The sequence below is a fragment of the uncultured Piscinibacter sp. genome (assembly GCF_937952055.1).
Lineage (GTDB): Bacteria > Pseudomonadota > Gammaproteobacteria > Burkholderiales > Burkholderiaceae_C > Piscinibacter.
This window is the reverse complement of sequence record NZ_CALFYO010000021.1, coordinates 204,895-226,741: the sequence shown is the minus strand read 5'-3', so window position 1 is coordinate 226,741 and position 21,847 is coordinate 204,895. Positions and strand designations below refer to the sequence as shown.

The following is a 21,847-nucleotide window of genomic DNA, read 5'->3' as shown; positions in this document are numbered from 1 at the left end:
TCAGCGCCCCATCAGCACGTCGGCGTGCCGTTTCGCGCGCTCGACGGTGCGCGCGATCGCACCGCCATCGTCGCAGGCCAGCAGCTCGCGGAAGCCCATGCCGCGCAGCCAGGTGAGCTGCCGCTTGGCAAGCTGCCGCGTGGCGGCGATGCCGCGCTCGGGCAGCGCGGCGAGATCGCCCGCGTCGAGCGCCTCCCAGGCCTGCCGGTAGCCGACGCAGCGCATGGCGGGCAGACCGGGATGCAGGTCGCCGCGGGCACGCAGCGCGCGCACTTCGTCGACGAAGCCGGTGGCGAGCATCTGCGCGAAACGCTGCGCGATGCGCTCGTGCAGCCAGGCGCGGCTGGCGGGTTCGAGCGAGAGCAGCGGCGGCAGGTCGCGCGCCGCCGACTTCTCGCGGTGGAACGAGGAGATCGGCCGACCCGTGAGCCGGTGCACCTCCAGCGCGCGCTGGATGCGCTGCGCATCGCCGGGCGGCAGCCGCGCCGCCGTGGTCGGGTCGATGCGCGCAAGCTCGGCGTGCATCGCCGCCCAGCCGCGTTCGGCCGCTTCGGCGTCGAGTGCGGCGCGCACGACGGCATCGGCGGGCGGCATCTCGTCGAGCCCTTCGAACAGCGCCTTGAAGTAGAGCATGGTGCCGCCGACCAGCAGCGGCAGCCGGCCTCGCGCGCGGATCTCCGCGACGAGCCGGCGCGCGTCGGCGACGAACTGCGCCGCCGAGTAGCGCTGCGTCGGGTCGAGGATGTCGATCAGGTGGTGCGCTACGGCGGCGCGGTCGGCGGCCGAGGGCTTGGCAGTGCCGAGGTCCATGCCGCGGTAGACCAGCGCAGAGTCGACGCTGACGATCTCCACCGGCAGAGCCTGTGCAATGGCCAGCGCGGCCGCGGTCTTGCCGGCCGCGGTGGGCCCGGCCAGGCACAGGCATGCCGACGCCGCACTCACGCCGGGTTCGCCTGCGCCGCGAGGTGCTCGGACACCGGGTCGCCGTGGCGCTGCACCAGCGTCCAGGCGATCGTGCACAGCGCCAGGCTGAGTGCGCCCAGGCCCAGCGTGGTCGGGTAGACCGTGGTGCCGCTGGTCTGGCCGAGGAAGAGCCCGACGCCGAAGGCGACGGCCATCATCCAGAACCCAGACAGCGAGGCCGCGGTGCCGGCCTTCTCGGGAAAAGGGCCGACCGCGCCGGCCTGGCCGCAGGGCTGGTGCACGCCGTGGCCGAGGCAGTACAGCCACGACGGCAGCATCACCGCCCACACCGCGTGCACACCCGCGAGCGCGAGCACGGCCATGGACACGCCGCCGGCCAGCGTGAAGACTGCGCCGCGCCGCACGGCGCCGCGCAGGCCGTGTCGTGCGAGCAGGCGCCGGCACCAGAAGGTACCCACGAAGTAGGCGAACGACTGGCTGAGCATGATCAGCCCGTAGGCCAGCTTGCTCGTGCCGAGCACGCCGATGTAGACGAAGGACGTGCCGGCGAGCAGGAAGAACAGCCCGCCGTAGGCGAAGCCCGACAGCAGCGTCCAGGCGCGGAAGGTCGGATGGCGCAGCACCGTCGCCCAGTTGGCGGCCAGCGGCGCGAACTGCGTGGCGCGCGGGTTGCGCGCCGGCACGGTCTCCTCGTAGCGCCACAGCACCGCCGCCAGCGCGACGGCGCCGAACACGGCCACCACCAGCAGCGCGGCATGCCAGTCGAACCACTGCACCATCACGCCGCCGAGCACCGGGCTGGCCATGGCGATCACGCCCAAGCCGCTGAGTGCCTTGGACATCACGCGCGCGCCCTCCTGGGGCGGGAACAGGTCGCGCACGATCGAGCGCGCGCAGGTCACCGCGGCAGCCATGCCGGCGCCCTGCAGCGCGCGCCAGCCCACCAGCCACTCGATGCTCGGCGCCAGCGCACTGGCCACGCTGGCCAGCGTGTAGACCACCATGCCGGTCAGCAGCACCGGCCGCCGGCCGAAGCGGTCTGCGAGCGGGCCGGCGACGAGCTGCGCGAGGCCGAAGCAGATGATCAGCGCCGACAGCGTCAGCTGCGTGGCCGACATGCTGGCGCCGAGGTCGCGCTGCAGCGTGGGCAGCGCGGGCAGGTAGAGATCGGTGGTGATCGGCTGGATGCCCAGCAACAGCGTGAGCAGCAGCACCACCACCGGCGCGCTCATGCGGGGGCGCGCGGGAACCGGAGACGACATGCCGAGAGCCTAACAGGCACGCCGCGACGACCCTTTCAGCGCCGTTGCATTCGGTGACCAGGCGCGTCAGCCACTTGTTACGATAGTGACCGCGTCATGGGAGGCTTGCCCATGCGCGGTTCACAATCAATCAGCAAGTCGCAGCTCGAACAAAGGACGACCGATGAAGACAACGACCCGTTGGATGACCCGCCTGATCGCCGTATGCCTCAGCTTCGCCGGCTTCGTGCACAGCGCGCAGGCCACCCTGGTCAGCACCGAGCAGGTGGCGGCGAGCGAGGGCGTTACCAGCGCCGCTGAGCAGCGCGCCTACGTGAACTCGATGCTCACCCGCGCCGACGTGGCCGCCGGGCTGCAGGAGCGCGGCATCGACCTCGAGCAGGCGAAGGCCCGGGTCGCGGCGCTCACCGACGCCGAAGTCGCCCATGTCGCACACACGCTCGACACCGCACCGGCCGGCGCCAGCGACGTGCTCGGCACGATCATCTTCATCTTCGTGCTGCTGCTCATCACCGACATCCTCGGCTTCACGAAGATCTTCCCGTTCACCCGCGCGATCCGCTGATCGCCGTGGGCAGCGCAGCGCGCGCGTGGCGGGTCGCCGCGCTCGTGCTGCTGCTGTCGGGCTGCGCCGTGCAGACGGAGGCACTGCGCCGTGCCCCGCCTGCCGGTCTGGCTGCCCGCGTGGAGCTGACGGCCACCCCCTTCGTCCCCCAGACGGAGTACCACTGTGGCCCGGCCGCGCTGGCCACCGTGCTGGCCGATATTGCGCCTGACGCCACGCCGAAACTGCTGGGCGAACAGGTGTTCCTGCCGGCACGCACCGGCACGCTGCAGCTCGAGATGATTGCCGGCGCGCGCCGACACGGTGCCGTCGCCACGCGGCTGCCCGGCACGCTGGAGGCCGTGCTGCGCGAGCTGCAGGCCGGCCATGCGGTGGTCGTGCTGCAGAACCTTGGTCTGAGCTGGTACCCACAGTGGCACTACGCGGTGGCGATCGGCTACGACCTCGCCGCCGGGGACATGCTGCTGCGCTCGGGCACCACCGAACGCCTGGCGCTGCCGCTGCGCACCTTCGAGCACACCTGGGTGCGTGCCGGCAGCTGGGCCTTCGTGGCGCTGCCGCCGGGCCGCTGGCCGGCCACCGCCGAGGAGAGCGCCGTCGTGGAGGCGGCGGTGGGCTTCGAGCGCGCAGCGCGCCCGGCGCAGGCGGTGAAGGCCTACCGCAGCGCGCTCGAACGCTGGGGCGGCAGCCTCAGCCTGCAGATGGGCCTGGGCAACAGCCTGTACGCCAGCGGCGACAAGGCCGGCGCCGCGCAGGCCTTCGACGACGCCACGCGCCTCTTTCCCGCGAGCGCGCCGGCATGGATGAATCTTGCCAGCACGCGCGCCGAACTCGGCCAGCGCGAGGCGGCGCTCGCGGCGGCGCGCGAGGCGGTGAGGGTCGCCGACGCGGCCTGGACCGACCGCGCCACCGCCCTGCTGGACAGGCTCTCTCGCGGCCCCTGAGCCCGGCTCACCAGTCGTGGATGTCCGGGTTCTGGAAGCTGTAGTGATTGGGCACTGCGAGGTTGGAGTACGAGAAGGACAGGCTCACGTCCAGCGAGCTGACCTGATGCCACCAGCCCAGCGGCAGGAACACCGTGTCGCCCGGCTCGGCGATCACCTCCAGAACCGTCACCTGGCTGAACAGCGGATAGCGCGCCAGGTCGGGCCGGTCGATGTCGATCGGGCTGAACACGTTGTTGAAGTTGTACAGCTTGGGCGTTTCCAGCGGCGAGATGAAGCGCCAGCGCTTGCGGCCCACCACCTGGGTGTGGAACAGCATGAGGGTGTCGTGGTGCAGCGGTGTGTTGGTGCCCGCCGGGCCGAACCAGAAGGAGGACAGGCGCGGCAGCTCGGCGCGGTCGCAGATCGGGGGCAACGTGCCGATGTCGTCGAGCAGCGGTGCGAACTCGGGCCGGCGCAGCGCCTCGTTGTTGGCCGTCATGTAGTAGTCGTTGGTCGGGCCGCCGGCGAGCACGCGGTCGACGAAGTCGGCCAGCCGCACCACGTGGCGATGCTGCAGCTTGTTCTCTTCGTAGCGTGGGTCGGCGTTGCGCTCGGCCTGGATCTCGATGTCGACATGGCCGAAGCGCGCCTTCAGGGCGGCCGCTGACCAGCGCCGCATCGCCGGCCAATCGGCCGCGATGTCGGTCAGCACCAGCGGGCGGCTGCCGCAGATGTAGCGCTCGAACAGCTCGTCGCGCGACACGCCGGCGCGCTTCTCCACCATGCCGTAGCCGGGCCGCATCTCCCACAGCTTCTGCTGGTTGGCGACCACCGACTCGAGCTTTCTCAGCAATTGCTGGTGGCGCACCGCTGCCTTGTAGACCGGGTCGGCTTCGAGCATCGGGATGGCCTGGGTGCACAGGGCACGGTCGAGCCCGGCGGCGACCATGGTCTCGACCATTGACTCGGGCGTGCAGCCGCGCAGCCGGTTCTCCGCCATCCATTGCAGCCAGTGGTCGGCCAGCACGGGCTGCGGCTGGGTGTTCGTCGGCACGTTCATCGCGATTCAGACAAAGTGTTCGTCAGGAGAGAGATAGCGCCACTGGCCCGCCGGCAGGTCGCCGAGCATCACGCGGCCGATGCGCACGCGCTTCAGGCCGGTGACCTTCAGGCCCACGGCCTCGCACATGCGCCGGATCTGTCGCTTCTTGCCCTCGGTGAGCACGAAGCGCAGCTGGTCCTCGTTGACCCAGTCGACGCGTGCCGGCGCGAGTGCTTCGCCGTCGAGTTCGAGCCCGTGGTTGAGCAGGCGCAGGCCCTCGGCCGAGAGACGCTGCCCGTCGATCGGCTCGACGCGCACGAGATACTCCTTCTCGACCTCGCTGTCCTCGCCGATGAGCTGCTTGGCGATGCGGCCGTCCTGCGTGAGCACGAGCAGGCCCACCGAATCGATGTCGAGCCGGCCGGCGGGGGCGAGGTGCTTGAGATGCTCGCGCTGGAAGGTGATGCCGCTGCCGTCCTCGCGCCAGCGGTTGACCGGCGTGACCAGCACGTAGGCGGGTTCGTAGCCGTCCTCGGCCTGGCCGCTGACGTAGCCGACCGGCTTGTTGAGCAGCACGGTGACGCGCTGCGCCTGCTGGGTGCGGGCCCTCTTGTCGATGGTGATCTGCTGGTCGGGCAGCACGCGCGCGCCGAGCTCGGCAACGACGGTGCCGTCGACGCGCACCCAGCCGCGGGCGATCCATTCGTCGGCCTCGCGGCGCGAGGCCAGCCCGAGCTCGCTCATGCGCTTGGACAGGCGCAGGCTGCCATCGGCGTGCACCGGGCCGGCGGCGGGCGGCGGGGAGGCCGGGCGCGGCCGGGCGTCGAAGGCGGTGTTGGGGGCGGTGTTGGGGGCGGTGGGCCGGGCGGGCGTGGCCGGAGGCAGGGGGCGCGCCGGGCGTGCGGGCTCGCCGCGCGGTCGAACGCCTCTGGCGGCGGGGGCCGGCTTGCCCGCGGGTGCGGGCCGTTGCCGCGGCTCTGCGGCAGGGCGCTGCACCGCACGTTCGGCGCGTTCGGCCTGCGCCTGCGCCAGCGTCGGCCGCGGCTTCGCGCCGCTGCCGCGCAGCGGTGCGCGCCGGGCGGCCGCCGGCGACGCCGCGGCGGGCTTCTTCAGTTTCAGGGTGGCCATGGCGCCGATTGGACCATGGCCGACTCAGCCCTCGTGGCCGAACAGCTCGCGCAGCGCGTCGCGATACAGCGTCTGGCCGACGCCGTTGGTGCTGTAGTGCGTCCCGCCCTCGACGAGCACGAAGCGCTTCGGCGCCGCCGCGCGCTCGTAGAGGGCCCGGCCCAGTTCGGGGCGGATCAGGCCGTCTTGGCTGCCGTGCACCACGAGCACCGGCACGCGCACCTGGCCGATGCGTTTCGCCGAGTCGAAACGCTGGGTGATCAACGGCGTGATCGGCAGCCAGCCCCACTTGAAGCTCCGGAACACGTCGGCGATGGAGGTGAAGGTGCCCTCGACGATCAGTCCGCGCGCGTCGTCCACCTCGCCGGCGAGCTGCACCGCGATCGCGCCGCCGAGCGAATGGCCGAAGATGTAGCGCGGCCGTTGCCCATGCTCGCGCGCCAGCCAGTCCCAGGCGGCGCGGGCATCCTCCAGCACGGCGGCCTCCGAGGGCAGCTCGACGGTGCTGCGGCCGAAGCCTCGGTAGTCCACCGCCAGCACGGCGAAGCCGAGGTCGCGCATGTTGCGCATGCGGAAGGTGCTGCCCCAGATGTTGCGCCGAGCGCCATGCAGGTACAGCAGCACCGGCGCGTCGGGCTTCGCATGCGGCAGCCACAGCGCATGCAGCCGCACCGGGCTGCCGCTCTCCTGGGAGCGATGCTCGATCCACACGTCTTCCATGCCGTCCGCGCGCGACTCGGCCCAGGCCGGCTGGCCGCTGGTGGGCTGGAAGATCCATTGGCGCTGCTTCTCGTCGAGCGTGGCGCAACCGGCCAGCAGCGCGACGAAGGCGAGCACGATCAAGGGCCAGCGCAGCACATGCATGCTTCGATTCATGGGCAACTGAGCACGCCGCCGAGCCAAAAGTTCAACGCCCGCGCCAGAACAAGGTGTCGAGTTCCTTCAGCGTCAACTGGCGCCAGGTGGGACGGCCGTGGTTGCACTGATCGGCCCGCTCGGTACGCTCCATGTCGCGCAGCAGCGCGTTCATCTCCTCCAGCGTGAGCTGGCGGTTGGCGCGCACGGCGCCGTGGCAGGCCATGGTCGAGAGGATCTCGTGCTGGGCACGCTGGATGACGTTGCTGGCGTCGTACTGGCCCAGCTCGGCGAGCACGCTGCGCGCCAGCTCGACCACGTCGCCGCCGGCCAGCGCCGCCGGGCGCGCGCGCACGGCCAGCACGCCCGGCGACAGCGGCGCGACGTCCAGGCCCAGGCGGCGCAGGTTGTCGGCCTGCTGCTCGGCAGTGGTGACCTCCTGCGGCGTGGCGGCGAAGGTGGCGGGAATGAGCAGCGGCTGAGACTCGATCTCCGCGCCGGCGAGGCTGGCCTTCAGCCGCTCGTAGACGATGCGCTCGTGCGCCGCGTGCATGTCGACGATCACCAGGCCCAGCTCGTTCTCGGCGAGGATGTAGATGCCGGCCACCTGGGCCAGCGCGCGGCCGAGTGGCCAGTCGCTGCCGGCGCTCAGGGCGGGGGCCATCGCGGCCGGCGTGTGTGCCCAGGCGGGCGGTGGCTCCTGCGCGAACAGCGTGGCCGCCTGCTGCAGACCGAGCGAAGCCTGTTGCGGCGTCGTCGCGGGCCAGGGCCGAGAGGCAGGCCACGCGGGCGGAGCCAGCGGCTCCGCCACGACGGGCGCGGTGACCTCGCCGGCGCGCGACACTGCCAGCGCGGCGTCCACCGCGCGCCGCACCGCCTGGTGCACCTCGCGCGCCTCGCGGAAGCGCACCTCGATCTTGGTCGGATGCACGTTGACGTCGACGCGCTCCGGTGCGATCTCGATGAACAGCACGTAGCTCGGCTGCCGCGCGCCGTGCAGCACGTCCTCGTAGGCCGAGCGCACGCCGTGGGCGATGAGGCGGTCGCGCACGTAGCGGCCGTTGACGTAGACGTACTGCTGGTCGGCGCGCGAGCGGGCGGCCTCCGGCAGCCCGGCGCGGCCGCGGATGCGCAGCACGCCGAGGTCGAGCGAGACCTCGCGGCTGGCCGTGACGAAGTCTTCGTCGAGCACGTCGCGCAGCCGCTGCTCCGGCGTGGTGCGGCGCCACTGCTGCACCAGCTTGCCGTCGTGCCACACGGTGAAGGACACGTCGGGCCGCGTCAGCGCGTGGCGGCGCACCGCCTCGACGCAGTGCGCCAGCTCGGTGGCCTCGGTCTTGAGGAACTTGCGCCGTGCCGGCGTGGCGAAGAACAGTTCGCGCACCTCGATGCTGGTGCCGGTGGCGCGCGCCGCCGGGGCGAGCTCGCCCGAGCGCGCCTCGAGGCGCTGCGCGTGCGGCGCGTCGCGCGTGCGGCTGGCGATGCTCAGCTCGGCCACCGAGGCGATCGCCGCCAGCGCCTCGCCGCGGAAGCCCATCGTGGCCACGTGCTCCAGGTCGTGCAGCGAGGCGATCTTGCTCGTCGCGTGGCGGCGCAGCGCCAGCGGCAGCTCGGCCGCCGGAATGCCGCAGCCGTCGTCCTCGACAAGGATGGTGCGGATGCCGCCGCCGCCCAGGCGCACGACGATCTCGGTGGCCCCCGCGTCGAGCGCGTTGTCGACCAGCTCGCGCACCACCGAGGCCGGCCGCTCGACCACCTCGCCGGCCGCGATCTGGCTGACCAACTCGTCGGGCAGTTCGCGGATCGGCCGGCGCGCCGGCACGTCGACAACGGCATTCATGCGTTCAATGCGCGAGCCCAGCGTCGCGCTGCAGCGCGCGGGCGTCGTGCGGGGTTTCGAAGGTCATGGCGTCCGGCGGGCAAGGAGTGGGGTCCGATTGTAGAAAGCCTCACGTTTGGGCGTGGTTCGCCGCCCACCTCCGCGGATCGGCCGACGGATTGATGGATAGAGTCACAAGTGACATGAATACCGTCACGGTTGAGGCCCCAGCTCGGCAAGGCGAGGCCTTCCTGAGGTCCGTCACCGACATGGCCCGTCGGCGGCCGGTCGTGACCTCGCGGGCCATCTTCAACGAGAACGGCGTCAAGCTGCTCGAAGGTGGCATTGTGGTCGACAGCAGCCTCTACGAGCGGCTGGTGAGCCACCGCCTGAGCGTGCCGCTGGACGAATGCCTCAGCAGCGAGCCCAGCGTGACCGGCAAGACCCTGCGTGGTGACATCGAGCGCCTGCTCGACCGGGCGGGCTTCTTCGCCCAGCTGGGCCCGCCGGGGCGCATCCGCAACATGCTGCTCGAGGCAGTGCAGTCCATGCCGCTGCCCACGCCGGTGGCCTTCCAGCTGACGCTGATGCAGGAAACGCGGCCGGAGCTGTTCGACCACAGCCTGCGGGCGGCGCTGCTGTGCGCGCATCTCGTGCGCGAGGGCGGCGCGTCGACGCACGACACGCAGTCCGCGGCGGCGGCCGGATTGCTGCACGACCTCGGCATGCTCCATGTCGCACCCGAACTTCTCGTGCCCGAGCAGCGGCTGCACGGCGACGAGCGGCGGCCCCTTTACACCCATCCGCTGACCGGCTCGATGCAGCTGCAGCGCTTTCACGCCTATCCGCGCGAAGTGGCACGGGCGGTGCTCGAGCACCACGAGCGCCTCGATGGCTCGGGCTGTCCGCGCGGACTGGCTGGCGACGCGATCAGCCCGCTCGGGCGCGTGCTCTCGCTGGCCGAGGTGGTCACCGCGATGTTCGATGGCAAGCGCCGCTATCCCGAGATGCGCGTCTCTCTGCTGCTGCGCATGAGCCCGCTGCGCTTCGACCCCGCGCTGGTGCCTTCCATCCATCGCCTGCTTCGCGGCCTGCCTCCGCCCGAGGAGGCCTCCACCGTGCTGGTCGAGGAGGCGGTGCATCGGCTGCAGTTGCTGTCCGATCTGGTCAGCGACTGGGGCGAGCGGGCCGTCTCGCTGCCGGCCGGGGCGGACGAGGCGCGGGGCGAGGTGCTGCGCTCCATCTCCGAGCAGGTCGAGACCCTGCAACGCATGCTCCACAACGCGGGCGTCACGCGCGAGTAATTGGCAGTGCTCGGCGAGGAGGACACGCGCGACCCGCGCCTTCGACCCGGGCGCGTGAGCGGCGGCGTGCGGCATCGATAATCGCCGCCCATGGACATCGTGGCGTTCCTGATCGACTTCATCCTGCACGTCGACGTGCATCTCGCCAATTTCGTGGCCAGCTACGGCGCCTGGGTGTATGCGCTGCTCTTCCTGATCGTCTTCGTCGAGACCGGCGTGGTGGTGATGCCCTTCCTGCCGGGCGACTCGCTGCTCTTCGTGGTCGGGGCGCTGTGCGGCGCCGGGCTGATGAACTTTCCACTCGCGGTGGCGCTGCTCTGCGCGGCGGCCATCCTCGGCGACCAGTGCAACTACAGCATCGGCCGCTACTTCGGGCCCAAGGTGTTCCGCTGGGAGAACACGCGCTTCTTCAACAAGGATGCCTTCAACCAGGCCCATGCCTTCTACGAGCGCTACGGCGGCATCACCATCATCGCGGCCCGCTTCTTCCCGTTCCTGCGCACCTTCGTGCCCTTCGTCGCCGGCGTGGCGGCGATGACGCGCAGCCGCTTCACGCTGTTCAACATCGTCGGCGCCACGCTGTGGGTGGGCGGGGTGACGCTGGCCGGCTACCTGTTCGGCAACATTCCCTGGGTGCAGGAGAACCTCGACAAGATCATCTGGGCGGCCATCCTGCTCCCGGGCCTGGTCGTGATGTTCGGCGCCTGGAAGGCGCGGCGAGCCGCCGCCTGAGGCGGTCGGTTCAGCCGCGCAGGGCGTCGCGCAACGCCGCGGCGCACAACCTCACGGCGGTGTTGGCCTCGTCGAGCACCCTGCCCATCAAGATGAAGCCGTGGATCTGGCGCTCGAAGCTCAGGTGCGTGGCGCGGTTGCCGGCTTCGCTGAGCTTCTGCGCATAGGCCAGGCCCTCGTCGCGCAACGGGTCGTAGCCGGCCGTGAGCACCAGCGCAGGCGGCAGGCGCGAGAGATCCGGATGCAGCAGCGGCGAAGCGCGCCAGTCGGCGTAATGCGCCGGCTCGGGGATGTAGTGGTCGGTGAAGTAGGCCATCGTGTCGGTGGTCAGCAGGTAGCCCTGGCCGTTCGTCCGGTGCGACGGAGCGTTGCGGTGCTGGTCGGTGGCCGGGTAGATGAGCAGCTGATACGCGAGCGGCAGGTCGCCCGCGTCGCGCGCGGCGATGGCCACCACCGCGGCGAGGTTGCCGCCGGCGCTGTCGCCGCCCACGGCGATGCGCTCGGCGTCGATCCGCAGGGACTTCGCCTCCCGCTGCACCCAGCGCGCCGCGGCGATGGCGTCGTCCACCGCGGCCGGAAATCGGTGCTCGGGCGCGAGCCGGTAGTCGACGGACACCACCGCGCAGCCCGAGTGGTTGGCCAGTTCGCGGCAGAGCGTGTCGTGGGTGTCGAGGTCGCCGATCACCCAGCCGCCGCCGTGGTAGTAGACCAGTGCCGGCAGCACGCTGTCGGGCATCGCGTCGAGCGGCCGGTACAGACGCAGCGGGATGGCGCCATGCGGGCCCTGCGCCTGCAGTTCGCGAACTTCCGCCACCGTCGCTGGCGCGGGCTGGGTGAAGCCGCGGCGGTCGCGGTAGACGGCGCGCGCTTCGGCCGGCGTGAGCGTGTGCGTGGGCGGCACGCCGCGTTCGGCGATCAGGTCGAGCAGGGCCTGGGCGTGGGGATGGAGCATGGCGGGGAGGAATCGGAGCATCAGCCGGTGGTGATCTTGCCTGAATGCCGGCCGAGCCGTCAGTCGAGGGCGGTCCGGAGCCGCGTGAAGCCATCGCGGTAGGCGGCGATGAGCCGCTGGGCGATGCGGTCCAGCGCCGAAGTGTCGACGGCCAGCGCCGCATCGAGCCCGTCGGACAGTTCGGCCGGCACGGCGGCCGGACGCGCCACCTCGTCCCAGGTCTGCGCGAAGGCATCGCTCTTGACGATGCGTCCGCCCGCATCGGCCGGCTGCAGGCTCAGGCGCGGCCGCGCGAAGGCCGTCGCCACGATGCGACCGTGCAGGCTGCTGCTCACGCAGGCGGCACAGCCGGCGAGCAGCGCGCACAGGTCCCAGACGTCGAGCGAGTGGAACACGCGCACCGACGCCGCGGGCAGCCGCTGCGCAACGCGCTCGAGGCCGTCCAGATCGTCGTGCCAGGGCGCCGCGCCGGCGCGGAACAACACCACGCCGAGACCGGTGGCGGCGATGGCACGCGCGAGCTGCGCGGCGATCGTCGCCAGCGTGCTGTCGTCGCCGAACGCAGCGCTGAACTGCACGGCGAGGTAGCCCTGGGGGAAGGCGGTGCGCATCGCAGCCGGCTCGCCGGCTTCGCCCTGGCGCCGGATGCGCGCGCCGAACAGCTCGGCGACCATCACCGCCGGGTCGGGCAGCAGCACGGCCGCGATGCCTTCGCGCGCGAGCAGCGCCTGCGTGCGCCGGTCGCGCACGCCCAGCGCATCGGCGGCGCGCAGCTTGCCCAGCACCTCCGCGCGCATCGCGGCGTCGACGCGGTCCAGCTCCACGCCGCCGACGCCGGCGTGCACGACACGCTGCAGCGACGGCCAGTCGGCGCGCGAGAGCACGTAGGGTGCGAGCGTCTGCCGGCCGAGCACCTCGCGCAGCCAGGCCGCACGCCGCGCCGGACGCGATTCGAGATAGGCCACGGTGGACTGCACCTCGCCGGGCGGCAACAGCATCACCGCCGCCGGCCAGGCGCCGCAGGTCAGCGTCTCGCCGCCGACATGCAACAGCCGCACCGGTCGGTCGTCGCGGCGAGCGGCCAGCTCGACGATGCATCGAACGTCGTGGCCGCCCACGCCGCGCAGGTCGCGCGCCGCGATGCCGGCGAACTGGACGGGCGCGTCACCGAGCAGGGCGGCGGCCACATGCGGAAAGAGCAGGTCGCCCAGGTTGTGGCGGTCGAAGGCGCCGAACAAGACGATGGGCGCAGCCATGCCGGCGCGGCCGTCAGAGCTGCCGCGTGCGTGCCAGCGGCGGGTTGCGCGCGAAGTAGCGCGTGATGCCCGCCTCCAGTGCGTCGACCAGCTCGGTCTGGTAGCTCGGGTCGCGCAGCTTGCGTTCTTCCTGCGGGTTGGAGATGAACGCCGTCTCGACGAGGATGGACGGAATGTCCGGCGCTTTCAGCACCGCAAAGCCGGCCTGCTCGACGCGCGGCTTGTGCAGGCGGCCGACCTTGCCGATCTGGCCCAGCACCTCGCGGCCGAGCCTGAGGCTGTCCTTGATCTGCGCGGTGGTGCTCATGTCGAGCAGGGTGCGCATCACGTCCGCATGGCGGTTCTTCACGTTGATGCCGCCGACGAGGTCCGCGGCGTTCTCCTTGTCGGCCAGCCAGCGCGCCGCGCTGCTCGAGGCACCACCCTCGCTGAGCGCGAACACCGAGGCGCCGCGCGCCTTGGGGGTGATGAAGGCGTCGGCATGGATGGAGACGAACAGGTCGGCCTGCACGCGCCGCGCCTTACGCACGCGGTCCTGCAGCGGCACGAAGAAGTCGGCATCGCGCGTCATCATCACCCGCATGCCGGGCAGGGCGTTGAGGCGATCGCGCAGCTTCAACGCCACCGCCAGCACGACGTCCTTCTCCTTCAGGCCGCTCGGACCGACGGCGCCCGGGTCCTCGCCGCCGTGGCCGGGATCGATCGCGACAACGATCAGCCGGTCGATCTTCTCCTTGGCCAGCTTGGTCGGCGCAGCGGGAGCGGGGGTCTGCAGCGGCGGCGCCGGCGGCGTGCTCTTGGCCATCGGCGACTTGTCCATGCGGCCGATGAATTCGCCGAGCGCGTCGCGCACGGCCTGCGCAGCCTCCTGCTCGGCCTGCTCCTTCTCGGCGATCAGCGCCAACAGCGGGTCACGTTCCTCGACCGGGCGCAGGTCGAACACCATGCGGTGCTGGTAGGCCGCCACCGGCGCGAGCGTGAACAGCTGCGGCGCCGTGGCCTGCTTGAGGTCGATGACCAGGCGCACCACCCGCGGCTTGTTCTGGCCGACGCGCACGCCGGCGATGAACGGGTCGTCGCCGCGCACCTTGCCGACCAATTCCCGCAGCGCCGGACTCAACTCCAGGCCCTCGACGTCGATCACCAGGCGAGGCGGGTTCTGCGCGAGGAAGTGCTTCTCGGTGAGGGCCGCGTCGGATTCGATCGTCACGCGCGTGTAGTCCTCGGCCGGCCAGACGCGCACGGCGACGATGCTCGCCCCGTGCGCGATCTCCGCCGGGCCGAGCAGCAGCACCAGCGAGCCCATGGCGCGGATCGCGTCGCGTCGCGTGGTGCTCATGGCAGCAGTTCCAGTCCGCGCGGCGTGCAGGCGGCCAGCGTGACACGGCGTGCCTCGCCCTCCAGCGGCTCGATGTCCACGCGCAGGTCGGGCGCGGGCAGCAGCCCCTCCGCCTTCTCGGGCCACTCGGCGAGCTTCAGGCCGGGGCTGGCGAAGACATCGCGGAAGCCGGCGTCCTCCCATTCCTGCGGGTCGTTGAAGCGGTAGAAGTCGAAGTGCCAGACCATGCCGCCGGGCAGTTCGTAGGGCTCCATCACAGCGTAGGTCGGGCTCTTCACGCGCCCGGCGACGCCCAGCGCATGCAGCAGGTGCCGCGCGAAGGTGGTCTTGCCGGCGCCCAGCGGGCCGTGCAGCTCGACGAAGGCGTCGCGCAGCGCGGACAGCGCAGCCAGCGAACGCGCGGTGGCCTCGCAGTCGGCCTCGTTGGCCCAATGCAGCGTGCGGCTTCCTAGAATCGTCAAATGAGCGTCGATCGCGAGTTGGACGGGCCGGCCCTGCTCGCGCAATTGCGCGCATGGGCCGCGGCGGAGGGATTTTCCCAGATCGGAGTCGCCGACGTGGACCTGGGTTCCGCCGAGGCGGGCCTGCTCCAGTGGCTGCAGAACGGATTCCACGGTTCGATGGACTACATGGCCGCGCATGGCCTGCGGCGCGCGCGGCCGGCCGAACTGGTGCCGGGCACGGTGCGCGTGGTCACCGCGCGCATGGACTACCTGCCGCGCGCCGCGCCCGAGGGCTGGCAGGCGATCGAGTGGCAGCGCCTGGCGCGCCCCGCCGAGGCGGCGGTGTCCCTCTATGCCCGTGGACGCGACTATCACAAGGTGATGCGCAGCCGGCTGCAGCGCCTCGTGGACCGGCTCGCCGACGCGGTGGGCCCGTTCGGCCACCGCGTCTTCACCGACTCGGCACCGGTGCTCGAGGTCGAGCTCGCCGCGAAGAGCGGCATCGGCTGGCGAGGCAAGCACACGCTGGCGCTGCACCGCGAGGCAGGCTCGATGTTCTTCCTCGGCGAAATCTACGTCGACCTGCCGCTGCCGCTGACCGATCCGGCCGAACCGCATTGCGGCCGCTGCACGGCCTGCCTCGACGCCTGCCCGACACGCGCCATCGTCGCACCCTACCGGCTCGATGCGCGCCGCTGCATCTCCTACCTCACCATCGAGCACGATGGGCCGATCCCGCTCGAGATGCGCGCGGCGATGGGCAACCGCATCTACGGCTGCGACGACTGCCAGCTCGCCTGTCCGTGGAACAAGTACGTGCAGCGCAGCACGCTGCCTGACTTCGACGGGCGCGAAGGCCTCACGGGCGGGACCTTGCTCGCGCTGTGGGGCTGGGACGAGGCCGAGTTCCTGCGCCGCACCGAAGGCAGTGCGATCCGCCGCATCGGCCACGCGCGCTGGCGGCGCAACCTGGCCGTGGCGATGGGCAACGCGCTGCGCGCCGGGGCAGGCGAAGCCGTCCGGCAGGCGCTGCGGGCGGGGCGCGAGCATGCCGATGCACTGCTGCGCGAGCACATCGACTGGGCCTTGGCGCAGGATTGACTCAGGCGACCGCCTGCAGGATCAGCAGTGCCAGCGGCAACCCGGCCATGCCGATCAGCGTCGACAGCGTGACCAGCCCGGCGACGAAGCTGCCGTCGCCGCCCATGCGTGCGGCCAGCACGTAGGCGCTGGACGCGGTGGGCAGAGCGGCGAAGGCGACCACGATGGCCTGTTGCGCCGGCGGCATGCGCAGCGCGATCACCGCCGCGATGGCGAAGGCCGGCAGCACCGCGTGGCGGATCGACAGCAGGGCCGCGGCCAGCGCCGGCGCGCGTCTCAGTCCGCCGAAGGTGAGCCCGGCGCCCACGGCCATCAGCCCGAGCGGCAGCGCGGCGGCGCCGATGCGCACCAGCGTCGTCGTCGCCAGATCGGGCAGGCGGATGCCCAGCAGGTTGCAGGCCAGGCCGGCGGCCGTGCTGACGATCAGCGGGTTGCGCGCCAGCTCGCGCCAGAAGCCCTGGCCGCCGTGCCGCGCCAGCGGCCACACTGCGGCGATGTTGCACAGCGGCACGCACAGCGCGACGAGCAGCGCCACCCAGGCCACGCCCTGGATGCCCGCCAGGCGCTCGGCAAGCGCCAGCGCCACGTACGAGTTGAAGCGGAACGCCACCTGCGCGCCCGAGGCATGGAGCCTGGCGTCGACCCCGGGCCAGCGCCCGATCGCGTAGGCCAGCGTCACGCCCAGCAGCACCACGCCGAGCCCGCAACCGGCCAGCGCCGCGGCCGCCGAGGGCTGCAGCGGGTGCCGCAGGATGGCGCTGAACAGCAGCGCCGGGAAGAGCAGGTAGTAGACGAGCCGCTCGACGCCGTCCCAGACGCTGCGGTTCAGCGGCGTGTGGCGGCACAGCAGCCAGCCGATCACGATCAGGGTGAAATCGGGCAGCAGCAGCAGGGCGTCGGGCATCATGCGAGTTTGCCAGCGGCGGGTCCGATGTCCGGGTCCACCCTGTGCGTACTTCCCACAGCCCGGCCCGTCTCCCGCTCGTGCAGCATCGCCGTTGCAGGCGCGGCCCGGGAACCTCCGGAACCGTCCATGCACCAAGCGCCGATGCGATACGTCCGAAGCCTCTGCCTGTCCCTGCTGCTCGCTGTCTCGCTGGGCGCCCGTGCCGCCGTGATCGAGGGCCAGCATTTCGAAGACCGCATCCGCCTTGCCGACACCGAGCTGGTGCTCAACGGCGTCGGACTGCGCGCGGTGGCCTGGTTCAAGGGTTATGCCGCCGGCCTCTATGTCGGCGAGAAGTCGAGCTCGCCGGATGCCGTGCTGGCGCAGAAGGGCCCCAAGCGCGTGCGCATGAGGATGATGGTTGAGGTCGAGTCCAAGGAGTTCGTCAAGGCCTTCGACAAGGGCATGCGGCGCAACCTCGGCGAGGCGGAGCGCGCCGCCTTGCGTGATCGCATCGACCGCTTCGACCGCACGGTGGCGGCGCTGGTCACGCTGAAGAAGGGCGACGTCGTCGACCTCGACTACCTGCCCGCGCGCGGCCTGGTGCTCAGCGTGAACGGCCAGCAAAAGGGAGATCCCTTCGACGGCGAGGCGTTCTTTGCGGCGATCCTGAAGATCTTCATCGGCAGCGATCCGGTCGATTCGCGGCTCAAGGCGGGGCTGCTCGGCAAGGCCTGAGCGCCTCGCTGCCTCTACACTTTTCCTCTCAACCCACCAAGGAGAAACCACCCATGCATCGACGAACCCTGATCGCCGCGGCCGCCCTGTCGCTTGCGTCGGCGTCGCCCCTCGTGATGGCCCAGGCCTTCCCCAGCAAGCCGGTGCGTCTGGTGGTGCCTTTCGCGCCAGGTGGCACGACCGACATCGTGGCACGCATCATCGCCGAGAAGATGGGGGCGGCACTCGGCCAGACGGTGGTGGTCGAGAACAAGGCCGGTGCCGGCGGCGTGATCGGCGCGATGGAGGTGGTCAAGTCGGCGCCGGACGGCTACACGTTGAGCATGGCGACGGTGTCGACGACGGCGGCGAACCCGGCCATCAACCCGAAGATCCCTTACGACCCGGTCGCGGACTTCGTGCCGATCATGAACATCGCCGCGACGCCCAACCTGATCGCCGTGCATCCGTCCTTTGCGGCCAAGGACTACAAGGCCTTCCTGCAAGTGCTGAAGAGCAGCCCGGGCAAGTACAGCTACGCCAGTTCTGGCACGGGCGGCATCGGCCATCTGCAGACCGAGCTGTTCAAGAGCCTGTCGGGCACCTTCATCACGCACATCCCCTACCGCGGCGCGGGTCCGGCGCTCAACGACACGGTGGCCGGCCAGGTGCCGATCATCTTCGACAACCTGCCCTCGGCCCTGCCGTTCGTGAAGGACGGTCGCCTGGTGCCGATCGTCGTCGCCGCACCGCAGCGCCTGGCGGCGCTGCCCGACGTGCCGACCTTCAAGGAAGTGGGCCTCGAGCCGGTCAACCGCATGGCCTACTACGGACTGCTGGCGCCCAAAGGCACGCCCAAGGACATCATCGACAAGTTGCATGCCGCGGCGAAGACGGCGCTGCAGGACCCCGGTGTGCGGCAGCGCATCGAGGCCACCGGCTCGCTGATCGTCGGCAACACGCCGGCCGAGTTCACCGATCAGATCAAGGCCGAACTGGAGGTCTACAAGAAGGTCGTCGTGCAGCAGAAGCTGTCGCTGTAAGCTGCAGGCCGCCCGGCATGCCGACACGCGAAGCCACCTCCGGGTGGCTTTTCCTTTCATGACGAACCCTCGCTGCGAACTGGTCGACCGCTTCATCGATGCGCTGTGGATCGAGGAGGGACTGGCCGACCTCACGCTGGCCGCGTACCGGCGCGACCTGACGCTGTTCGCGGCGTGGCTCGCCGCCGGGACGGACCGCCCGATCGAATCGGCCACCGAGTCCGACCTGCTCGCTTACGCGGTGGCCCGCCATGCGGGCAGCAAGGCCAGTTCGGCGAACCGTCGCCTCAGTGTCTTCAGGCGCTTCTTCCGCTGGGCCTTGCGGGAGCACCTCGTCGTGGCCGACCCGACGCTGAAGATGGGCGCCGCCAAGGCGCCGCTGCGCGTGCCCAGAACGCTCAGCGAGGCGCAGGTCGAGGCGCTGCTGGCCGCACCCGACGTGGGCACGCCGCTGGGCCTGCGTGACCGCACCATGCTCGAGCTGATGTATGCCAGCGGTCTGCGTGTCAGCGAGTTGGTGACGCTGAAGACCGTGCACCTGTCGCTCACCGAAGGCGCGCTGCGTGTCACCGGCAAGGGCTCGAAGGAGCGCCTCGTGCCCTTCGGCGAGGAGGCACGCGCTTGGCTGGAGCGCTATCTCGCCGAGGCGCGCGGCGAGATCCTGCAGGGTCAGGCGAGCGACGCGCTGTTCGTCACCGGTCGCGGCGGGCCGATGACACGCCAGATGTTCTGGAAACTGGTGAAGGCCCATGCGCTGCGCGGCGGGGTGCGTGTGCCGCTGTCGCCGCACACGCTGCGCCACGCCTTCGCGACGCATCTGCTCAACCACGGCGCCGACTTGCGCGCGGTGCAGATGCTGCTCGGCCATGCCGACATCTCTACGACGACGATCTACACGCATGTGGCGCGCGAACGGCTCAAATCCTTGCACGCCCAGCACCACCCGCGGGCTTGATTTGCGCTAATCTTCGACGCCATGCGCTACATGCTGCTGATCGTCGAGCCGCCCGGCCAGCGCGCCACGCGAACGCGCGCCGAGGGCGAGGCTGCGTACGCCGCCATGCATGCCTTCGGCGAGAGACTGCGCGAGCGCGGCCAGCTCGTCGCGGTGGAGTCGCTCGCCTCGCATGCCGAGGCTGCGCGCGTGCAGCGTGGCGGCGGGAAGGTGAGCGTGGTCGATGGCCCCTTCGCCGAGGCGAAGGAGATGATCGGCGGCTTCTTCATGATCGACGTCCCCAGCCGCGAGGCCGCGCTGGCGGTGGCTGCGGAATGTCCGGCGGCGCAGTGGTGCCCGGTCGAGGTGCGCGCGCTGGCGCCATGCTTCGACGATTCGGTCTGAGCGGCGCTGTCGAAACCGCGCGCCGCCGTTCGTTGTGGGGATGAGCGGGGCAGGGGCTCCGCCGCCACGCAGCAGGAGCCGTTCATGCGCTACATGATCATCGTCCGGGCCACGCCCATGTCGGAGGCCGGCATCATTCCCGACGACCCGAAGCTGATGGCCGACATGGCCGATTACCACGAGCAACTCGCCAAGGCCGGCGTGCTGCTCGACGGCTCAGGCCTGCAGCCCAGTGCCAAGGGCTGGCGCATACGATGGGGCAGCGGCAAGCCGGTGGTGGTCGACGGCCCGTTTGCCGAGACCAAGGAACTGATCGCCGGCTACACCGTGATCCAGGTGCGCTCGCCCGAGGAGGCGATGGAGTGGTCGCGCCGCTTCCCGCGCCCCTTCCCGGAGGGCGTGGATTGCGAAATCGAGGTGCGCCGGCTCTACGAGCTGGAGGACTTCGGCTCCGACCCTGCGCTCGACCGCATGCGCGAGATCGGCCTGGGCACGAGCGAGCGCTGAAGGAGGCGACATGGGACGCCAGATCTTCGTCAACCTGCCGGTCCGGGACGTGGCGCGCACGCGCGCCTTCTTCACCGCGCTGGGCTTCTCCTTCAACCCCCAGTTCAGCGACGACAAGGCGCTGTGCATGGTGATCGCCGACGACAGCTTCGCCATGCTGCTCGCCGAGCCCTTCTTCCAGGGCTTCACGAAGAAGCCGGTGGCCGACGCGCGCAACAGCACCGAGGTGCTGGTGGCCCTGTCGTGCGCGAACGCCGCCGAGGTGGACGCGATGGTGGCCAAGGCCGTCGCCGCCGGCGGCCGTGTGCCCGTCGAGCGCAAGGACTACGGCTTCATGGTCCAGCACGGCTTCGAGGATCCCGACGGGCACCAGTGGGAGGTGTTCTGGATGGACCCCAGCGCCGAATCGCCGAAAGCCTGATGGCCGAAGCCACGCATCGCGCCATCGAAGCGGTCTGGCGCATCGAGTCGGCGCGCATCGTCGCTGGTGTGGCGCGCCTGGTGCGCGATGTCGGTCTCGCCGAGGAACTGGCCCAGGACGCGCTGATCGCCGCGCTGGAGCACTGGCCGCGCGAGGGCGTGCCCGACAACCCGGGAGCCTGGCTGATGACCACCGCCAAGCACCGCGCGCTCGACCGCCTGCGGCGTGACCAGAACCTGGCGCGCAAGCTGGAGGAGATCGGCCTCGACCTGGAGGCGCAGCAGGCGCTGGTGGTGCCCGACTTCGTCGACGGCCTCGACGACAGGCGCGCCGACCGCATCGGGGACGACCTGCTGCGCCTGATCTTCACCGCCTGCCACCCGGTGCTGTCCACCGAGGCACGGCTCGCGCTGACTCTGAGGCTGTTGGGCGGGCTGACCACTGCCGAGATCGCACGCGCCTTCCTCGTCGCAGAAGCGACCGTCGCGCAGCGCATCGTGCGCGCCAAGCGCACGCTGGCCGAAGCGCGTGTGCCCTTCGAGGTGCCGCAAGGCTCCGCGCTGCACGAGCGGCTCGCCTCGGTGCTGGAGGTGATCTACCTGATCTTCAACGAGGGCTACACCGCCACGGCCGGTGACGATTGGATGCGGCCCGCGCTGGTGCAGGACGCGCTGCGCCTGGGGCGTGTGCTGGCCGAGCTGGCGGGCGATGCGGCGGAGGTGCATGGCCTGGTCGCGTTGATGGAGCTTCAGGCCTCGCGGCTGCCCGCCCGCATCGATGCCGAGGGCCGGCCGGTGCTGCTGCTGGCACAGAACCGCGGCCGCTGGGACCGGCTGCTCATCCGCCGCGGGTTGGCGGCGCTGGCCAGGGCGGAGTCGCTGTGTGCGGCAAGCGGCGAGGCACTCGGGTCCTACGCGCTGCAGGCCGGCATCGCCGCCTGCCATGCGCGTGCGGGCACGCCGGACGCCACCGACTGGTCGCGCATCGTCGCGCTCTACGATGCATTGGCGCAGGTCTCGCCCTCGCCGGTGGTGGAGCTCAACCGCGCGGTGGCCGTGGGCATGGCCTTCGGCCCGGCCGCGGCGCTGGAACTCGTCGACGCGCTCGCCAACGAGCCGGCGCTCAAGCAGTACCAGTGGCTGCCCAGCGTGCGCGCCGACCTGCTCGCCCGACTGGGCCGCACGGGGGAAGCGAAGGTCGAGTTCGAGCGTGCCGCGGGCCTGGCGCGCAACCTGCGCGAGCGCGAACTGCTGCGCGAGCGGGCCCGCTCGCTGCCGGACTGATGA

General features: G+C 71.2%; 23 protein-coding genes. 12 read left to right on the top strand and 11 right to left on the bottom strand.

The genetic code is table 11. The features are described 5' to 3' along the window. The gene (miaA, locus tag Q0599_RS15355) at positions 1-942 is read right to left on the bottom strand and encodes a tRNA (adenosine(37)-N6)-dimethylallyltransferase MiaA (RefSeq protein WP_298831021.1); all 942 of its coding nucleotides are present in this window, start codon (positions 940-942) and stop codon (positions 1-3) included. Further along, positions 939-2,156 (bottom strand): multidrug effflux MFS transporter, encoded by a 1,218-nt coding sequence (locus Q0599_RS15350; RefSeq protein WP_298831018.1) that lies wholly within the window; start codon positions 2,154-2,156, stop codon positions 939-941. Before Q0599_RS15350 ends, miaA begins: the two co-directional genes overlap by 4 nt. Before the next feature lie 193 nt (positions 2,157-2,349). Between Q0599_RS15350 and Q0599_RS15345 the strand changes: the two genes are divergently transcribed. Together Q0599_RS15345 and Q0599_RS15340 are read left to right on the top strand one after the other, a co-directional pair. After that, positions 2,350-2,751: a PA2779 family protein gene (locus Q0599_RS15345; protein ID WP_298831015.1), complete on the top strand. Its 402-nt coding sequence runs from the start codon at positions 2,350-2,352 to the stop codon at positions 2,749-2,751. Between the two features lie 5 nt (positions 2,752-2,756). Next, entirely contained in the window at positions 2,757-3,695 is a 939-nt protein-coding gene (locus tag Q0599_RS15340; RefSeq protein WP_298831012.1) for a PA2778 family cysteine peptidase, read from the top strand. A 7-nt stretch (positions 3,696-3,702) separates the two neighbouring features. Here the strand turns inward: Q0599_RS15340 and Q0599_RS15335 are convergent, their stop codons facing one another. Genes Q0599_RS15335 through mutL form a run of 4 tightly spaced genes read right to left on the bottom strand, consistent with a single transcriptional unit; the run spans position 3,703 to position 8,542 of the window. Further along, a complete protein-coding gene (locus tag Q0599_RS15335; RefSeq protein WP_298831009.1) occupies positions 3,703-4,737 on the bottom strand; it encodes a cupin-like domain-containing protein in 1,035 nt (344 codons plus the stop codon). A 6-nt stretch (positions 4,738-4,743) separates the two neighbouring features. Next, positions 4,744-5,847, bottom strand: a complete 1,104-nt coding sequence (locus Q0599_RS15330) for a pseudouridine synthase (RefSeq protein ID WP_298831006.1) — start codon at positions 5,845-5,847, stop codon at positions 4,744-4,746. Positions 5,848-5,871: 24 nt separating this feature from the next. Further along, positions 5,872-6,723: an alpha/beta fold hydrolase gene (locus Q0599_RS15325; RefSeq protein ID WP_298831004.1), complete on the bottom strand. Its 852-nt coding sequence runs from the start codon at positions 6,721-6,723 to the stop codon at positions 5,872-5,874. A 31-nt stretch (positions 6,724-6,754) separates the two neighbouring features. Continuing rightward, on the bottom strand, positions 6,755-8,542 hold the full coding sequence (gene mutL / locus Q0599_RS15320) for a DNA mismatch repair endonuclease MutL (RefSeq protein ID WP_298831002.1): 1,788 nt from the start codon (positions 8,540-8,542) through the stop codon (positions 6,755-6,757). 248 nt (positions 8,543-8,790) lie between these two features. Between mutL and Q0599_RS15315 the strand changes: the two genes are divergently transcribed. Together Q0599_RS15315 and Q0599_RS15310 are read left to right on the top strand one after the other, a co-directional pair. Next, complete coding sequence (locus tag Q0599_RS15315; protein WP_298830999.1) at positions 8,791-9,825, top strand: HD domain-containing phosphohydrolase; 1,035 nt, start codon at positions 8,791-8,793, stop codon at positions 9,823-9,825. A 90-nt stretch (positions 9,826-9,915) separates the two neighbouring features. Beyond that, positions 9,916-10,557 carry a DedA family protein gene (locus Q0599_RS15310; RefSeq protein WP_298830997.1) on the top strand — a complete coding sequence of 214 codons (642 nt, stop codon included), beginning with the start codon at positions 9,916-9,918 and terminating at the stop codon, positions 10,555-10,557. Between the two features lie 10 nt (positions 10,558-10,567). Here the strand turns inward: Q0599_RS15310 and Q0599_RS15305 are convergent, their stop codons facing one another. Genes Q0599_RS15305 through tsaE form a run of 4 tightly spaced genes read right to left on the bottom strand, consistent with a single transcriptional unit; the run spans position 10,568 to position 14,565 of the window. Continuing rightward, positions 10,568-11,509, bottom strand: coding sequence for an alpha/beta hydrolase (locus Q0599_RS15305; RefSeq protein WP_298830994.1), 942 nt, complete (start codon positions 11,507-11,509; stop codon positions 10,568-10,570). 59 nt (positions 11,510-11,568) lie between these two features. Further along, a complete protein-coding gene (locus Q0599_RS15300) occupies positions 11,569-12,765 on the bottom strand; it encodes a polysaccharide pyruvyl transferase family protein (protein ID WP_298830991.1) in 1,197 nt (398 codons plus the stop codon). A gap of 13 nt (positions 12,766-12,778) precedes the next feature. Further along, positions 12,779-14,104: an N-acetylmuramoyl-L-alanine amidase gene (locus Q0599_RS15295; protein ID WP_298830988.1), complete on the bottom strand. Its 1,326-nt coding sequence runs from the start codon at positions 14,102-14,104 to the stop codon at positions 12,779-12,781. Then, complete coding sequence (gene tsaE / locus Q0599_RS15290) at positions 14,101-14,565, bottom strand: tRNA (adenosine(37)-N6)-threonylcarbamoyltransferase complex ATPase subunit type 1 TsaE (protein ID WP_298830987.1); 465 nt, start codon at positions 14,563-14,565, stop codon at positions 14,101-14,103. Before tsaE ends, Q0599_RS15295 begins: the two co-directional genes overlap by 4 nt. Between tsaE and queG the strand changes: the two genes are divergently transcribed. Next, positions 14,566-15,648 (top strand): tRNA epoxyqueuosine(34) reductase QueG, encoded by a 1,083-nt coding sequence (queG, locus tag Q0599_RS15285; protein ID WP_298830984.1) that lies wholly within the window; start codon positions 14,566-14,568, stop codon positions 15,646-15,648. Position 15,649: 1 nt separating this feature from the next. Here queG and Q0599_RS15280 read toward each other — a convergent pair whose 3' ends face one another. Beyond that, entirely contained in the window at positions 15,650-16,552 is a 903-nt protein-coding gene (locus tag Q0599_RS15280; RefSeq protein WP_298832711.1) for an AEC family transporter, read from the bottom strand. A gap of 144 nt (positions 16,553-16,696) precedes the next feature. Here Q0599_RS15280 and Q0599_RS15275 point away from each other — a divergent pair, with 144 nt between their 5' ends. The 7 genes from Q0599_RS15275 to Q0599_RS15245 all read left to right on the top strand — a co-directional run bounded on the left by Q0599_RS15275 (position 16,697) and on the right by Q0599_RS15245 (position 21,844). Next, positions 16,697-17,272 (top strand): chalcone isomerase family protein, encoded by a 576-nt coding sequence (locus tag Q0599_RS15275; RefSeq protein ID WP_298830980.1) that lies wholly within the window; start codon positions 16,697-16,699, stop codon positions 17,270-17,272. Between the two features lie 53 nt (positions 17,273-17,325). Beyond that, a complete protein-coding gene (locus Q0599_RS15270) occupies positions 17,326-18,294 on the top strand; it encodes a tripartite tricarboxylate transporter substrate binding protein BugE (protein ID WP_298830977.1) in 969 nt (322 codons plus the stop codon). A gap of 58 nt (positions 18,295-18,352) precedes the next feature. Then, the gene (gene xerD / locus Q0599_RS15265; RefSeq protein WP_298830974.1) at positions 18,353-19,249 is read left to right on the top strand and encodes a site-specific tyrosine recombinase XerD; all 897 of its coding nucleotides are present in this window, start codon (positions 18,353-18,355) and stop codon (positions 19,247-19,249) included. Positions 19,250-19,270: 21 nt separating this feature from the next. Then, the gene (locus Q0599_RS15260; RefSeq protein ID WP_298830972.1) at positions 19,271-19,633 is read left to right on the top strand and encodes a YciI family protein; all 363 of its coding nucleotides are present in this window, start codon (positions 19,271-19,273) and stop codon (positions 19,631-19,633) included. Between the two features lie 84 nt (positions 19,634-19,717). Continuing rightward, positions 19,718-20,140, top strand: a complete 423-nt coding sequence (locus Q0599_RS15255) for a YciI family protein (protein ID WP_298830968.1) — start codon at positions 19,718-19,720, stop codon at positions 20,138-20,140. 10 nt (positions 20,141-20,150) lie between these two features. Then, on the top strand, positions 20,151-20,561 hold the full coding sequence (locus Q0599_RS15250) for a VOC family protein (RefSeq protein WP_298830963.1): 411 nt from the start codon (positions 20,151-20,153) through the stop codon (positions 20,559-20,561). Beyond that, positions 20,561-21,844 (top strand): RNA polymerase sigma factor, encoded by a 1,284-nt coding sequence (locus tag Q0599_RS15245; RefSeq protein ID WP_298830960.1) that lies wholly within the window; start codon positions 20,561-20,563, stop codon positions 21,842-21,844. The genes Q0599_RS15250 and Q0599_RS15245 overlap by 1 nt, the downstream gene beginning before the upstream one ends. Positions 21,845-21,847: the final 3 nt, after the last annotated feature.